The following is a 14,886-nucleotide window of genomic DNA, read 5'->3' as shown; positions in this document are numbered from 1 at the left end:
AGCTTCACGTGAAGAACATTCTCAAAGCCACGTTCATGTCGGCATTGGTCGGCCTCTCGGCAGGCGAAGCCTTGGCCGCCGACTACAAGAAGAACCCGTTCACCCTCGCCTACGACGGCGCGATCACCCGCAACGAACCGGGCAAGGTCAACATTCACCCGGTCAGCTATAAGCTCACCGGTCTGGACATCGCCGCCAACGTCTACACTCCTGCCAACTACGACGCGAAGAAGAACTACCCGACCGTGGTGGTTGCGCATCCGAATGGCGGCGTAAAAGAGCAAGTCGCCGGTCTGTATGCCCAGCGCCTCGCCGAACAGGGCTACATCACCATCACGGCCGATGCGGCCTATCAGGGCGCCAGCGGTGGTCAGCCGCGCAGCATCGATAAACCGGCGTATCGCATCGAAGACATTCACGGCATGGCCGATTTCATCAGCCAGTTCGCTGGTGTGGATGACAACCGCCTGGGCCTGCTCGGCATTTGTGGCGGCGGTGGTTATTCGTTGGCGGCGGCGCAAACCGACAAACGCTTCAAATCCCTGGCGACGGTGAGCATGTTCAACTCGGGTCGAGTACGCCGCAACGGCTACAACGACTCGCAAATGGACAGCATTCAGCAACGTTTGCAACAGGCATCAGTAGCGCGCGCTAGAGGCAGCGGGGGGCGCAGTGCTGTATTCGGGGGATGCCAACCTCACCGACGAGCAGATTGCCGAACTGCCTTTCGAACTGTATCGCCAAGGTTATGAGTACTACTGGAAAACCCACGCGCACCCGAACTCGACCTTCAAATACACCACCAGCAGCCTTATTGACCTTATGCGTTTCGACGCCACCGACCATATCGAGTTGATCAATCAACCCTTGCTGATGATCGCCGGCAGCAAGGCCGACAGCCTGTACATGACCCAGGATGCGTTCCCGAAAGCCATCGGCACCACTGACAAGGAAGTGTTCATCCTCGATGGCGCCACACACATCGAAACCTACTGGGTGCCGCGTTATGTCGATGCGGCGATCGGCAAACTGACGGATTTTTACGCACGCACCTTGTGATCAGCGCGCCAAGGGTCGCGCATCCGTGCGCGACCTGCTTTCATGGAATAATCACGCGCTCCTCATGAGAGGTACTCATCAATGTCCCGCCCCAATCTCAACGACCTGCAAGCCTTCGTGGTCATCACCCGCGAAGGCAGTTTTACCCGTGCTGCCGCGCAACTGGGCGTTTCGCAGTCGGCGCTGAGTCACACCATGCGCGCCCTAGAAACTCGGCTGGGCGTGCGCCTGTTGACGCGAACCACACGCAGCGTTTCGCCGACCGAGGCCGGCCAGCGCTTGTATCAGTCGATGGCGCCGCGCTTCGATGAGATCGAACTGGAACTGGCTGCTGTCAGTGAGTTTCGCGACACGCCGGCCGGCAACGTGCGGATCTCGGCGTCCGAACATGCAGCCAACAATATCCTCTGGCCGAAGCTGCTGAAGGTGTTGCCCGACTACCCGGACATCAAGGTCGAAATCACCGTCGACTACGCCCTCTCCGACATCGTCGCGCAGCGTTATGACGCAGGTGTGCGCCTGGGTGAACAGGTGGCCAAGGACATGATCGCCGTGCCGATCGGTCCATCCTTGCGTATTGCAGTTGTCGGCTCGCCTCAGTATTTCCGGCATCGGCCTTACCCGATGGAACCGGGAGATCTGGCGGCACACAACTGCATCAACCTGCGCCTGCCGACTCACGGCAGCCTGATGCAATGGGATTTCGAAAAGGATGGCCACGAACTCAAAGCTCGCGTCGAAGGCCAATGGACATTCAACAGCAGCGTGCCAATTCTGCGTGCGGCCGTGGCGGGATGTGGCTTGGCTTTCCTGCCAGAGGACATGGTGGCGAAGGAGCTTGGCGACGGTAGCCTTGTGCGGGTGTTGGAAGATTGGTGCCAACCCTTTGCCGGCTACCATCTCTACTACCCCAATCGCCGTGAACATTCGTCAGCGTTTGGCGTTGTAGTTGAGGCGTTACTCTACAAGCACTGAGTCATCGACCTTCAAGGCGCATGAGCTTCATCCGCCCCACAAACCCGTGAATGAGCTAATGCTTTTGATCGGTTGCAGCCGGAAGCGACCGGCTGCAATGGGGCGATTCAACCTGAATGTTTGTATCCGACGACGACAGCTATCCGTTGTTTCCACGCGCGTACCTCTTCTATGTTTGAGGCCGTCAATGCACTCGAGTGGCTAGCGCATCTTGCCCCTTCAGATCAAACCGAAAGACTCATGTACTTGGGGACAGTCAGTGCCAGCGCGACGGCAGCCAAAACAAGCGGTAAAAACGACACCCACAACACCGTGTTCCAGCCATAAGCCGACAGCAACCCGCCCGACGAAAAAGACCCTATCGCCATCACGCCGAACACGATGAAATCATTGAGCGATTGAACGCGTGCCTTCTCTTCGGGCCGATGGCATTCCAGCACCAATGCGGACGCGCCAAGGAAACCGAAATTCCAACCCAGCCCCAGCAGGATCAGCGACCCGTCAAAATGCATCACCTCGATCCCGCCAAGTCCGACTGCGGCAGACAGCCCGGTTAACGCCAGGCCGGCCACTGCAACGCCAACGGCGCCGAACCGTGTGATGAGGTGGCCGGTGAAGAAGCTGGGCGCGTACATTGCGATGACGTGCCATTGCAGCCCCAGGTTGGCCGAGGCCTGCGAATGCCCGAAGAGGTGCATGGCCAGCGGCGCTGCCGTCATCAGGAAATTCATCAGCATGTAGGACACTGCACCGCAGGTCGCCGCAGCGATGAAGCGCGGCTGCCGCGCAATCAGCCCGAGTGGGCGCCCTCCTCCAAGCTCTTCAGCCGTCGGCATCGGCAGCTTCACACCCAGCAGGATGAGTGCTGAGATCGCCGCGACGGCGGCTTGCACCATAAAGGTGGGGGCGAACGGGTACAGCGGCCAAATGTCCATCGTCCAGGTCACCAACTGGGGCCCCACCACCCCCGCGAGCACGCCCCCCGCCATGACAAGCGACAGAGCCCGTGCACGTCGTAATGGCTCGACACCGTCGGCGGCCGCGAAGCGGAACGACAACACAACTGCCGCGTAGCTCCCGCCCAAGAACGTCGCCAGGCAAAACAACCAGAATGAACCGACAATGACGGCGAGCATCGCCAATAACCCCGTGAGTACACCCGCGCCCGCGCCTGCCAGAAACGCAGCGCGCCGCCCATACCGGCGTGCCAGAGCGCCCATCGGGAAAATACACGCCGCCATGCCTACCACGAAGATGGAAATGGGCAACGTTGCCAGCGCAGGTGCAGGAGCGAGCGTGCTGCCCACAATCGCTCCCGTGGCGTAAATCACCACGGCATTCGCCCCCGCCAGCGCCTGAGCGATGGACAGTCGACCTATGTTCGAGCGTTGCACGCGCTCCGGCAGCAAAGAGGGTGGGCCGGCGGGTGGCGCTGTGTTGAGGTTGTGGTTCTTCATGGGTGTCGAGTGCCCATCTCACGGTCATCATCGCGCGTCGATGGACGCGCAATGGCGTGATCACCTGCGAGGGTCAATACCATGCGGAATTTGACGTCGCCGGATTTCATCCGTTGGTAGGCTTCATTGGCTTGTTCGAACGGTATCACTTCGATCCTTGAGCGCACACCGACCAGCACGCTGAAATCGAGGGTCTTTTCGTTTTCATAGGGTGAGCCGGTGATCGAGCCCAGCAGGCTGCGCTCACCCACGACCAGGTGGCCGGCAGACACCGGCAACGGGTCCTTGCCCGCGCCCAGCAGCACAAGACGGCCTTGTGGCGCGAGCCCTGCGATGAGCGTCGACACGGCGGCAGGGGCATTGATCGTGCTCACGATGGCCTGCACGCCCCCCATTTGCTTGAGTGTCGCCGCCGCGTCTTCCGTATGAGTGTCGATGTAGACATGGGCACCCAAGTTGAGTGCGTCCTCGGCGATATCACTGCCGCGCCCGATGGCAACCACGCGAAAGCCCATGCGGCGCGCGTACTGCAAGGCCATGTGCCCCAGACCGCCAATACCGAAGATGGCAACCGTATCGCCCGCCTGGGCGCCGCATTTCTTCAGTGCATTGAACGTGGCGAGACCGGCGCAGAGCAACGGCGCGGCTTCCTCGGCAAGGAGTTCGTCAGGAATCGACACTAGCCCTGAGGCTCGTGCCAGCATCATTTCGGCATAACCACCATCGCAGGTAGCGCCGACGAAGGGCTGGTGTTGGCACAACTGAAAGTGCCCCTGGCGGCATTGCACACATTCGCCGCAAGGCCCGCCCAGGCGACCCACGCCGACACGCTGACCGACCTTCCAAAGAGACGGAACATGCTTGCCTAGCGCCGCGATACGGCCGACCACCTCATGGCCTGGCACGCGCGGCGGCTGCAGAGCAGGGTCTGCCCCTTCGATGTCACCCACATCGGCGCCACAAATACCGCAGGCCTCCACCGCAATCAGTACCTGCCCAATACCAGGCACTGCTGTTGGACGGTTAACCAGCTCCAGAAAACCCGGTCGGGTGACTTGCATGGCACGGTATGTAGCGTTCATAGCCCTCACTCCTAAAAAGATGAAAAACGGCAACGCGTCGGTCCGAAGCAACGGCGAATGCGGCCTTGCCTTGCGATCTCAGGTCAACGCTTCGAAGAATTCAACGCAGGCGCAGCAGCACGTTCAACCAACGCCTTCACGCCCAGGCCAGCGGCCTCGACGGCCCCGGCCAAATAGCCCGAAAACTGCGGCGACCACTCGCTGGCGATACCTGTCAGGCCCCCCTGCCAAGGTCCCGAATTTGCCTTAGCTGAGGGCGCCCGGGCATGCTGGGCCGGCGCATTGACATCGACAGCAGTGGCCGTGAACGGGTCTTGCGCCCAGTCCTTGATGGCCTCGGCTTTAGGTGTAGCCGCCAGAGGGCCAAACATCCGGACGAGTTGCGCACGGCAATGTCTGCGCAATACCTCTTCGGAGACCGTGCTACGCGCGTGCGCCGGCACACCCAGGAAGCCAAACAGCGCCGCGCTGCCACCCGGCATGGAGGCGTCATGGATTTCCCCCATCGGCCCACGGGCACTGCGGCCTTCCCCGGACAAGCCCTGCTCGCGCCAGAACGGCGTGTCATAAATGGCGACATACTTGGCTTGGGGCGCCATCCACGTCGCCGTCTCACGCCATTCCCGGACCAGCGCTGCCGGCAAGGCCGGTTCAAAGACGATGGTGCTTTCCACCAAACGAGGCGGCAGCGCCAGCAAGACATGCTCGGCCTGCCAGGCACTGACATCGCCAGTGGCGTCTACGCTTTCGAGCTCGATGTGGCCGTCGTGCTTGCGAAGTCGGCGCACCGCGTGGCCCATGATGATATTTGCTGGGCTCAGTTTGTCGCGCAGTGCTTCGATCAAGCTCCCCATTCCACCGACCAGACGCATGGACGCGGGCGAGTTCACGTAGCCACGCATGCGCACAGGGGGCTCCTGGGGTGAACGCTCCACCACCATGTTGCCCTCCTCGAATTGCTCGAACCGCTCCAGGCCCAAGGCATCCACCAGCCGGTCAAGCTCCCGTTGGTAACCAGGCCAGAACCAGGTGGGGCCCAAGTCGAAGCGGTCGATTGCGTGGGTATTGGCGGCAGTGTGGGTGACGGCCTGGCCGGTGGCGTCGATAGACCCGATACGACCGCCGAGGACCTCCCTCCCCTCCAGCAACACATAATTCGTGATGCCCTGGCGCTCCAGCAGGTTCGCGGCGTACAGACCGCTCAAACCGCCGCCAATGACAGCGATGCGTACCGTGTACATGGTCATTCCCCTGTTGCTACATCGGGCAGGTGGCCCGTTTTGAGGTACACGGTGGCGCCTTTGTCGCCAGCGTGGAGACTCGCAGACTGGCCAGCGGGCAGGCGCAGCCAACTGCCGCGCTCGTAGATCTGCCCCTCCAGCGTCACGTGGCCTGTCAGCACCAGCAGTTCAGCGCCATCAGGCGGCGTCTTGAAAACCGCGTCATGCGGTGCCAGACGTTGCAGAGAGACCTGCTCCGTTTCATCACAGAACAATGCGCAAACCTCGCGCTGGCCCTCCCGACTCCACGCGGCAGGGTCACGGGTATCAATGCGCACAGGGCGCTGCTCGCTTCCCCGCATTTGTTGAAGCTTGACGAAAATGACGGCACCCTCGGCACTGGAGGGTTGGTGGCTGGAGCCGGGGGGATTGCGCAAATACCAGCCTTCCGGGTAGTCCCCACTCCCGTCGGAGAAGGTCCCCGACAACACGAGAATCTCCTCTCCCCCGGGATGGGGATGGCGAGGAAAACTGGAGTCAGAGGCATACCGCACAAGGCTGGTGGCGCGGGCTTTTTCCGCGCCCACGCGATCCAGCATCACGCGCTCGACGCCATCCTGGGGTGAAGCTACCCATTGGCACTGCTGGGACGCAACGATGGCGCAGCGCGTGAAATCGGCATTGATCAGCATGAGGGTTATCCAAATGAGACAAAGACACCGGCCACCCCGTCCGTGGGGGGGCGGTCCTTATCGATAGGGTTTACTGAGTGGGCAACTGTTGATAGGCCTCGACGACGCGTGCCGAGTACGTGAGTGCAGCACCCGCGTTAAGGGCAATCGCCACACCGAGGGCCTCGGTGATTTCTTCAAGCGTGGCACCGTGCTCGACCGCCTTCTTAGTGTGAACGGAAATACACCCGTCGCAGCGCGTGGTCACAGCCACCGCCAATGCGATCAGTTCGTGGATCTTCGGCTCCAGATGCCCCGTTTTGACAGCCGAGTTGTCGATCATCACCAGGCCACGCATTACGTCGGGGCTTTGTTTGGCGTAGTCACCCACACGCTCCATCAGGGAGTCACGGTAGCCATTCCAGTCTTGCATCATGGTCTTTCTCCAAAACAGATTGAAGCCAGGTGTGGGGTCACGCCTGGCAAGGAACTCAGTACGTCAGCAACGCTTGTAGCCGCGCAGGTCAGTTACGGCCGGCCATCACACCGCCATCGACGTCCCAGACCGCGCCAGTGACCCAACCCGCCTTGTCCGAGAGGAGGAAGGCAACCACTTCGGCCACGTCCTGAGGCGTGCCCACACGGCCAATCGGGTGGAAGCTATTAAAGCCTTGCAGCGCACTGTGCACTTCGGCTTTAGGAATGAAGCCTTCGTAGATAGGGGTCTGTACTACGGCAGGCGACACCGCGTTAACACGGATGTTCTTGCTGCCTAGTTCCATCGCCAAGTGTTGGGTCAGTGAGTGCAGGCCCGCCTTGGCCATCGAGTACGCCGACGACGGTGTGGCTGCGATCGCCTGTTTGCCCCACATAGAACCAATGTTCACGATCGCGCCCGGGCGGTTTTTGGCGACCAGGTTGGCGGCAACCTTTTGCGTGATGAAGAAGGTCGCTTTGTTGATCGACATGTACTGGGCGTAGTCAGCTTGCGAATGCTCCAGGAATGGCTTGGGGAAGAACACGCCTGCGGCGTTGACCAGCAGGTCGATATCCGAATGCTGCTCGTCCAGGGTTTTGATTAGCGAAGCGACGGCGGCGTCGTTGGACAGGTCGGCGGTCAGTGCCCACACCTGGCCCAGTTCAGCTAATTCCCTGCGGGCTTCTTCAGTTTTTTCCGGGCGGTTGCCCACGATGACCACGCTGCCGCCCTCGGCCAGTACGGTGCGCGCCGTCTGCAGGCCCATGCCGCTGGTGCCACCGACAACCAGCAGTTTCTTGCCCTTGAATTGATTGCTCATCTTGAAATTCTCTCTGTGCGCCCGCCGCCTGGCAGGACTTAAGTGGAAGAAAAACTATTGGTTTCAATGGTATTCACGAGCCTATGCCCTCACCCATCAAACAGATGATTAGCTGGCATGGAGTTGATTTTTCTCTTCTTCACGGCTGCAGACAAACGAGATAAAGTGTCAATCCCTGAAAGAAAAACTTTATCACCGTGAAATCACCGGTCCATCTGAACGCCCTGCGCGCCTTCGAGGCCAGCGCCCGCCATCAGAGCTTTTCTGCGGCGGCGGTCGAACTCAACGTCACACCCGCGGCGGTCGGTCAGTTGGTACGCACGCTGGAGGAATGGCTCGGTAGCCCACTGTTTGTGCGCGTCAACAGTGGCCGGGCAAGGCTTGTGCCTACGGAAGTGGCCGAGCGCGCGCTGCCCGACATCCGCGCAGGTTTCGACAGGCTGACGCTGGGGATGGAGCGACTGCGGGAAAGTTCGATCACCGGCGTATTGACCGTGGCCGTGAGCCCGGCGTTTGCCGCCAAATGGCTGCTGCCTCGCATCGAGCGCTTCCAGGCGGTTTGCCCCGAAACAGACGTGCGCCTGGATACCAACCTCAAACCGGTGGATTTCGTCGCGCAGCGGATCGATATCGGTGTGCGTTATGGCACGGGGCGGTGGCCAGGGTTGAGCGCCGAAAAACTGATGGATGAAGAGGTCTATCCGGTGTGCTCACCACAATTGCTGCGCGAGCACTCGCGTTTGCAAAAGCCCAATGACTTGGCGCAGGAGATGTTGATTCACGACCTCTCAATGGATAGCCATACCGGTTTTCCAAGCTGGGAAACCTGGATGCAGAAAGCCGGGGCGAAAGACACCCGCTCCATGCGGGGCATGCAAATCAACAATTCCGCCGCCGTGTTGCAGGCTGCGGTTGAGGGGCACGGCGTCGCACTTGCACGCAGCGTCATGGCCCACGACGACCTGGCAAGCGGACGGTTGGTGCGGTTGTTTCCAGACATCAGTGTTGCATCGGAGCTGGCCTACTACGTCGTTTATCGACCTGAGTGTGCGAGCTTGCCCAAGTTGGCGACATTTCGGGACTGGTTGTTGGCAGAGGCACAACAGACGGTAAATCACGAGCTTTGAAGATGATTTCCGGGGTCCGCGTGCCTTCCATACGGCACGACTTCGTTTCCTTTCGTTTTAGGGCCAAGCGCCCCTACCCAGCCCAACGTAACAAATAATTTCTAAAGTAGCTTTCATCATGAAAGTCACCATGCAATATTACGCATGTAATATTGCTCGACTGACGCAGGTGACCATGATGAAAAAAGCCAGCTTCCAGCCCATGTCCTGTCCGGTCGCCCGTGCTCTGGAGCACATTGGTGATGGCTGGAGCCTGTTGATCCTGAGGGATGCGTTCTACGGATTGCGCCGCTTCGATGAATTTCTTGCCAGCCTCGGCATCGCTTCAAACACCCTGACCCGCCGCTTGAACACGTTAGTGGCCAACGGGTTGCTGGAGCGGCACTCGTACCAGAACAACCCGCCGCGCCATGAGTACCACCTCACCGAATCCGGCAGGGACCTGCGGCAAGTCATCCTCACGCTGATGGCCTGGGGTACGCGGCATGCAGAGGGCTCGAACAAGGTGTTTCTCGCCGACGAAGCCACTGGGCGCCCCGTGGCACTGGGGTTAATGGACACCAACACTGGCAAACCCATCACCCGCGATGACCACCGAGTGCATGTTGCCGCCGATGCCGAGACGTTGACGCTATGGCGCGCGCGAACCGGCCGCGCCTATGCCGACAAAGATCAACTGGTCAGCCCCTTCCCCCACTAATTTTGAATGAGGTCATTTCGCCATGGACGCTCCAGTCAGCGCTGTGCCCGAACCCGCAAAACCATCCCGGCGCAAACAGGCAGTGCGGCTGGGTTTGCTGACCCTCGCTGTGGCAGGCGGCGTGTGGTACGCGAGCCACTGGTGGCTGGTCAGTCGATTTGTTGAAGACACCGACGATGCCTATGTGGGCGCGGATGTGACCGTGATCAGCGCCAAGGTGCCCGGCTATATCAGCGAAGTGACGGTGCTGGACAATCAGTTCGTGCATGCTGGCGACGTATTGGCGCGCATCGACGTGAGTGACTACCGCACCGCCCTGGCCAAGGCCGATGGCGCCGTGGCCGCGCAACAAGCCAGCCTGGCCAACCTGGATGCCACCGAACAACTGCAACTGGCGGTGATCAACCAGGCCAAGGCACAGATCGACGCCACCGACGCCGAGTCGCAACGGGCGGGCGATGATCAAACGCGGTACCAGAACCTGGTGCGCAGCCAGGCTGTGTCGGTCGAAAGCGCGCAAAAGGTCAACGCGGTGTGGAAAACCGCCCGTGCCGACCACTCCCGGGCGCAAGCCGGGTTGATGGCCGCACGCCGGCAAATCGACGTGATTGAAACCCAGCGCGGCCAGGCGCGCTCCGCGCTGCAACAGGCGCAAGCCGAACGCGACCAGGCCCAACTGAATATCGGCTACACCGAACTGCGAGCACCGGTGGACGGGTATGTGGGCAACCGCCGCGCCCGGGTCGGAGCCTACGCCGCGGCCGGCAGCCAACTGATCTCGGTGGTACCGGCAAAAGGGCTTTGGGTAGACGCCAACTTCAAGGAAGACCAGTTGGGGCGCCTGCAGATCGGGCAAAGCGTGAGTATCCGCGCCGACATCCTCCCCGGCCGTGAATTCCACGGGCACATCGAGAGCCTGGCCCCCGCCACCGGTGCACAGTTCAGCGTGTTGCCGCCGGAGAATGCCACCGGCAACTTCACCAAGATCGTGCAACGTGTGCCGGTACGTGTGCGCCTCGACAGCAGCGACGCCGACTTCGGCGCCCTGCGCCCGGGCTTGTCGGTGATGGCCAAGGTCAACACCCAGGAGGTGTTCGACGACCAGGCCAGCGCACTCAAGGCCCAGCTATGAGCAGCCCGTTGCCCACCCTCAGCACCGCGCAAAAGGTCGCGGCCTTCGCCACCATGTGTGTGGGCATGCTCATCGCCCTGATCGATATCCAGATCGTGTCCGCCTCGCTCAAGGACATCGGCGGCGGGTTGTCTGCCGGTGCGGACGATACGGCATGGGTGCAGACCGCCTACCTGATCGCCGAAATCATCGTGATCCCGATGTCGGGCTGGCTCTCACGGGTGATGAGCACACGCTGGCTGTTCGCGGCCTCGGCGGCGGGTTTTACCTTGACCAGCCTGCTCTGCGCGCTGGCCTGGAACATCCAGAGCATGATCGCGTTTCGCGCCTTGCAGGGGTTTCTGGGGGGCTCGATGATCCCGTTGGTGTTCACCACCGCGTTCATGTATTTCAACGGCAAGCAACGGGTGATCGCCGCGTCTACCATCGGCGCCATCGCGTCCCTCGCGCCCACGTTGGGCCCGGCTGTCGGCGGCTGGATCACCGACATTTCCTCCTGGCACTGGCTGTTCTACATCAACCTGCTGCCCGGCCTGTTTGTGACCTTTGCCGTGCCGATGCTGGTTAAGGTCGACCGCCCCAACCCGTCGTTGCTCAAGGGTGCCGACTACATCGGCATGGGCTTGATGGCGGTGTTTCTCGGCTGCCTGGAATACACCCTCGAAGAAGGCCCGCGCTGGAACTGGTTCAGTGACAGCACCATCGCCACCACTACCTGGATCACCGCCATCAGCGGCGGCCTGTTTATCTGGCGCTGCCTAGAAATCAAGGAGCCGATTGTCGACCTGCGCGCTCTGCGGGACCGAAACTTCGCCCTGGGCTGCCTGTTTTCGTTCATAACCGGCATCGGTATTTTCGCCACCATCTACCTCACGCCGCTGTTTCTTGGCCGAGTGCGTGGGTATGGCTCGCTGGATATCGGCCTTGCAGTGTTTTCCACGGGGGTGTTCCAGTTGCTGGCCATCCCGGTGTACGCAGTGCTGGCCAGCCGTTTCGACTTACGCTGGATCCTGATGTTCGGCTTATCGCTGTTCGCCCTGTCGATGTGGGACTTCTCCCCCATCACCCACGACTGGGGCGCCAAGGAGCTGCTGTTGCCGCAAGCCATACGCGGGTTCGCCCAACAAATAACCGTGCCACCCGTGGTGACCCTGACCCTCGGTGCACTGGCCCCCGACCGGCTGAAACTCGCCTCCGGACTATTCAACCTGATGCGTAACCTCGGCGGCGCCATCGGCATCGCCGCTTGCGCTACGGTGCTCAACGACCGCACCAACCTGCATTTCCTTCGCCTCGCCGAGCACCTGAACATCCAGAACGAATCCATGAATGTCTGGCTTGATCAGCTTTCGGGTAACGCTCAGTTGCTTGGGCAAAACAGCCTGGATGCGAGCCAGTTCGCACTGCATCAACTGTGGGCGCTGACATGGCGTGAGGCGCAGACGCTGACCTATGCCGACGCGTTCCTGATGATCATGGCGTGCTTTGTTGTCGCGGTGTTGCTGGTGCCGTTGATGCACAAGGTGCAGCCACCGAAGCAGCCGTCCGCGAATGCCCATTGAGTTTAAACGACAGGAGCCGCCACGCATCAGGCGCTCAGTAACGTTGCATCGTCCGGCCAGCGAGAACGCTGCGGCCCAACTGGAGAAATATCAGTGAATCTAGTCAATGAAGTTGCACCCGGCCTATCCGGACTTGAAACCCTCCAGGCTTTGATTTCAGCCGGGGGACGACCGCCGATTGGCGATTCGCTCGACTTCACGTTTGTCGAGGCAGGTGACGGGTGGGCGGTCTTTACAGGCACGCCCGGCCTGCATGCTTACAACCCGATCGGCACGGTCCACGGCGGGTATGCTGCAACGCTGCTCGACTCGGCATGCGGGTGCGCCGTTCACTCAACGCTTTCAGCCACCCAGGCCTACACAACCCTTGAACTGAAAGTTTCATACTTGCGCCCCATTACCACTGAGACAGGCCCACTGCGCGCAGAGGGCCGTGTCATCTCGGTCGGCCGGCGGGCGGCGTTTGCCGAGGCTACCTTGAAGGGCCCCGACGAGCGCATCTACGCAAGCGCTACCTCCACGTTGCTGGTGATGGATCGCCCACAAAAAGCATGATGATCGGGCACTGGTCGCGGTGGCGAATGCTGAAATTCATGATCGCAACCCTGATCGACATCCGGCTCCGCAAAGACGCTCCCGAAAAATCATGCGCTGGCCAGGACGTCCGTCGAAGCAGCGAGATCCTTCTGAGTCGCGACCGCCGCTAACCGATCAGTCAACGCCTTGAAGAGGATGCCCCAAGAGTCGGAGCCTAGAACAATCCGTTTCGGTGCAGGTTCGTGATCGACACTGTCGAGGATTATTTCCGCCATCTTCGTCGGGTCTCCGACAGGCTGGCGCGAGGTATCTTTGATCATCACATGCACCATCCCAGCCGGAGTGTCCTTGTAAGCAGCTAGAGGCTTACCGAGCTGTGCACCACCGAAACGGAAATTGGTGCGTGCGCTGCCGGGCTCAATAATCGTGACGCCGATCTTGAAAGGTGCAAGCTCAATGGACAAAGAATCCAGAAAACCCTCCAGACCCCATTTGCTCGCGTGATAAAGCGAGCCACCGGGCAGCACTGCCTGCCCGCCGAACGTCGAAAGGCCGATGATTCGGCCACCCCATTGCGCACGCAAGTGAGGCAAGGCCGCGCGAATCAACATGATTGGACCAATCAGGTTTGTCGACAGTTGATGGTTGACCTGTTCGTCACTCAGCTCTTCCGCTGCGCCAAATAAGCCATAGCCTGCATTGCTGACAATGACATCGATCTTGCCAAGCGCACCGAAAGCGTTGCTCACCACTTGTTGGATGCCGACGGTGTCCGTCATATCCAAGTGGGCGAGCCACAGTTGATCGCCATACTTGTCCTTGAGATCGCTCAGTGCTTCCATCTTGCGCGTGGTACCTGCCACCCGATCACCGCGGGCGAGCAATTGCTCTGTCATGACGCGGCCGAAACCGCTGTTGACGCCAGTAATAAACCAAGTGCGCTGTGTCATGGGTGCCCTTTTAGACGAGTAGTCGTTCAATGAGTAGGCCCACCGCAATCATCGCGAAGGGCGTGCTGTCCGGTGGCTCTCCCCCGGTACACCTGCAAGATAACGCTCTAACTCCAGATTATTAATGCTTGATCCTCTGCATTACTTGCGTCATCGTCTGAGCATGCACAGCGATCCCCTTTCAGAGTTCCTACATTTCGTGAACGCACGATCCGTCATGTCCGGCGGACTGGTGGCAGGCGGTGCCTGGGCGATAGCCATCCCAGCGCCGGACACGATCAAGTTCTGGGGGGTGGCTCGCGGCAGCTGCTGGCTCTCGTTCGATGACGAAGCGACGCCCATCCTGCTGGAGGAAGGTGATGTGTTTCTCTCTTCGAGGCCTCGCTCGCTCACCCTCGCCAGCGACCTTGGCGCACCGCGAGTGGACCTCGGCGATGTGATCAAGAATCGCGTAGGCGCAACGGTCCAGCTTGGCAGTGGTGATGACTGCTATGTGATCGTTGCAGGTGTGGAACTTAGCTCTGACTACGATCGGCTGTTTCTGGACGCCATCCCGGCAACCATTCACGTGCGGGGCACGTCGCGTCAAGCGCTAAAACTTTCCTGGTTGATGGATGACCTTATTCAGGAGCGCGAAGACAATTCACCGGGCTCTGGCGTTGCCTCTGCACAGCTTGCCCACCTGATGTTCATCCAGACTCTGCGCGCTCATTTTGTTACTGAAGCCCCCCTGAACCCGGGGTGGTTGAGGGCCGTGACCGACAAGCGCATTGCGCCGGCGCTTCGATTGATGCACGGCGATCCCGGCTATCCCTGGCAACTCGAAGCATTGGCGAAGGCAGCCGCCATGTCGCGAGCGACGTTCGCATTACACTTCAGAACGGTCGCCGGTGTCGCCCCAATGACCTACCTGACCCATTGGCGCATGCGACTCGCAGAGCGTGCACTGCGCGAGACGCGTGCCTCCATCGGGGACATTGGACGGTCTTTCGGATATACATCCGAGAGCGCCTTCAGCAGCGCCTTCAAGCGCGTTACCGGCCGGTACCCTCTGCATTTTCGACGATTGATGGCGCAATAACCGGCTTGACCTTGAGTCCTGGAGCAAGGCGTACG

General features: G+C 60.5%; 14 protein-coding genes and 1 pseudogene. 8 read left to right on the top strand and 7 right to left on the bottom strand.

Translation table 11 applies throughout. The annotated features are described in order from the left end of the window. Positions 1–8: 8 nt before the first annotated feature. Both AC07SU_RS10200 and AC07SU_RS10195 read left to right on the top strand, forming a co-directional pair. Positions 9–1,059, top strand: a pseudogene (locus tag AC07SU_RS10200) (alpha/beta hydrolase). 81 nt (positions 1,060–1,140) lie between these two features. Beyond that, on the top strand, positions 1,141–2,034 hold the full coding sequence (locus AC07SU_RS10195; RefSeq protein WP_101270021.1) for a LysR family transcriptional regulator: 894 nt from the start codon (positions 1,141–1,143) through the stop codon (positions 2,032–2,034). A 224-nt stretch (positions 2,035–2,258) separates the two neighbouring features. Here the strand turns inward: AC07SU_RS10195 and AC07SU_RS10190 are convergent, their stop codons facing one another. The 6 genes from AC07SU_RS10190 to AC07SU_RS10165 form a co-directional block, all read right to left on the bottom strand. Continuing rightward, positions 2,259–3,491, bottom strand: coding sequence for an MFS transporter (locus AC07SU_RS10190; protein ID WP_494996986.1), 1,233 nt, complete (start codon positions 3,489–3,491; stop codon positions 2,259–2,261). Beyond that, positions 3,488–4,573: an alcohol dehydrogenase gene (locus tag AC07SU_RS10185; protein WP_494996985.1), complete on the bottom strand. Its 1,086-nt coding sequence runs from the start codon at positions 4,571–4,573 to the stop codon at positions 3,488–3,490. Before AC07SU_RS10185 ends, AC07SU_RS10190 begins: the two co-directional genes overlap by 4 nt. Before the next feature lie 83 nt (positions 4,574–4,656). Beyond that, the gene (locus AC07SU_RS10180; RefSeq protein WP_494996984.1) at positions 4,657–5,814 is read right to left on the bottom strand and encodes a flavin monoamine oxidase family protein; all 1,158 of its coding nucleotides are present in this window, start codon (positions 5,812–5,814) and stop codon (positions 4,657–4,659) included. Positions 5,815–5,816: 2 nt separating this feature from the next. After that, entirely contained in the window at positions 5,817–6,485 is a 669-nt protein-coding gene (locus tag AC07SU_RS10175; RefSeq protein WP_494996983.1) for a cupin domain-containing protein, read from the bottom strand. 70 nt (positions 6,486–6,555) lie between these two features. After that, entirely contained in the window at positions 6,556–6,897 is a 342-nt protein-coding gene (locus tag AC07SU_RS10170; protein WP_494997001.1) for a carboxymuconolactone decarboxylase family protein, read from the bottom strand. A gap of 91 nt (positions 6,898–6,988) precedes the next feature. Next, a complete protein-coding gene (locus tag AC07SU_RS10165) occupies positions 6,989–7,762 on the bottom strand; it encodes an SDR family NAD(P)-dependent oxidoreductase (protein WP_494996982.1) in 774 nt (257 codons plus the stop codon). Positions 7,763–7,959: 197 nt separating this feature from the next. Between AC07SU_RS10165 and gcvA the strand changes: the two genes are divergently transcribed. The 5 genes from gcvA to AC07SU_RS10140 all read left to right on the top strand — a co-directional run bounded on the left by gcvA (position 7,960) and on the right by AC07SU_RS10140 (position 12,838). Continuing rightward, positions 7,960–8,889 (top strand): transcriptional regulator GcvA, encoded by a 930-nt coding sequence (gene gcvA / locus AC07SU_RS10160; RefSeq protein ID WP_494996981.1) that lies wholly within the window; start codon positions 7,960–7,962, stop codon positions 8,887–8,889. Between the two features lie 178 nt (positions 8,890–9,067). Further along, positions 9,068–9,589, top strand: a complete 522-nt coding sequence (locus AC07SU_RS10155) for a winged helix-turn-helix transcriptional regulator (RefSeq protein ID WP_494996980.1) — start codon at positions 9,068–9,070, stop codon at positions 9,587–9,589. A gap of 22 nt (positions 9,590–9,611) precedes the next feature. Continuing rightward, positions 9,612–10,721 (top strand): HlyD family secretion protein, encoded by a 1,110-nt coding sequence (locus AC07SU_RS10150; RefSeq protein ID WP_494996979.1) that lies wholly within the window; start codon positions 9,612–9,614, stop codon positions 10,719–10,721. Further along, positions 10,718–12,283: a DHA2 family efflux MFS transporter permease subunit gene (locus AC07SU_RS10145; protein ID WP_494996978.1), complete on the top strand. Its 1,566-nt coding sequence runs from the start codon at positions 10,718–10,720 to the stop codon at positions 12,281–12,283. The genes AC07SU_RS10150 and AC07SU_RS10145 overlap by 4 nt, the downstream gene beginning before the upstream one ends. A gap of 93 nt (positions 12,284–12,376) precedes the next feature. After that, positions 12,377–12,838 carry a PaaI family thioesterase gene (locus AC07SU_RS10140; RefSeq protein WP_259174492.1) on the top strand — a complete coding sequence of 154 codons (462 nt, stop codon included), beginning with the start codon at positions 12,377–12,379 and terminating at the stop codon, positions 12,836–12,838. Between the two features lie 89 nt (positions 12,839–12,927). On the opposite strand, the gene AC07SU_RS10135 is transcribed toward AC07SU_RS10140, so the two are convergent. Next, entirely contained in the window at positions 12,928–13,770 is an 843-nt protein-coding gene (locus AC07SU_RS10135) for an SDR family oxidoreductase (protein WP_494996977.1), read from the bottom strand. Between the two features lie 124 nt (positions 13,771–13,894). Here AC07SU_RS10135 and AC07SU_RS10130 point away from each other — a divergent pair, with 124 nt between their 5' ends. Further along, a complete protein-coding gene (locus AC07SU_RS10130; protein ID WP_494996976.1) occupies positions 13,895–14,851 on the top strand; it encodes an AraC family transcriptional regulator in 957 nt (318 codons plus the stop codon). The last annotated feature ends 35 nt before the right edge of the window (positions 14,852–14,886 follow it).

This window comes from Pseudomonas sp. GW821-FHT05H12, from assembly GCF_059419385.1.
This window is presented reverse-complemented; position numbering and strand designations above follow the sequence as displayed.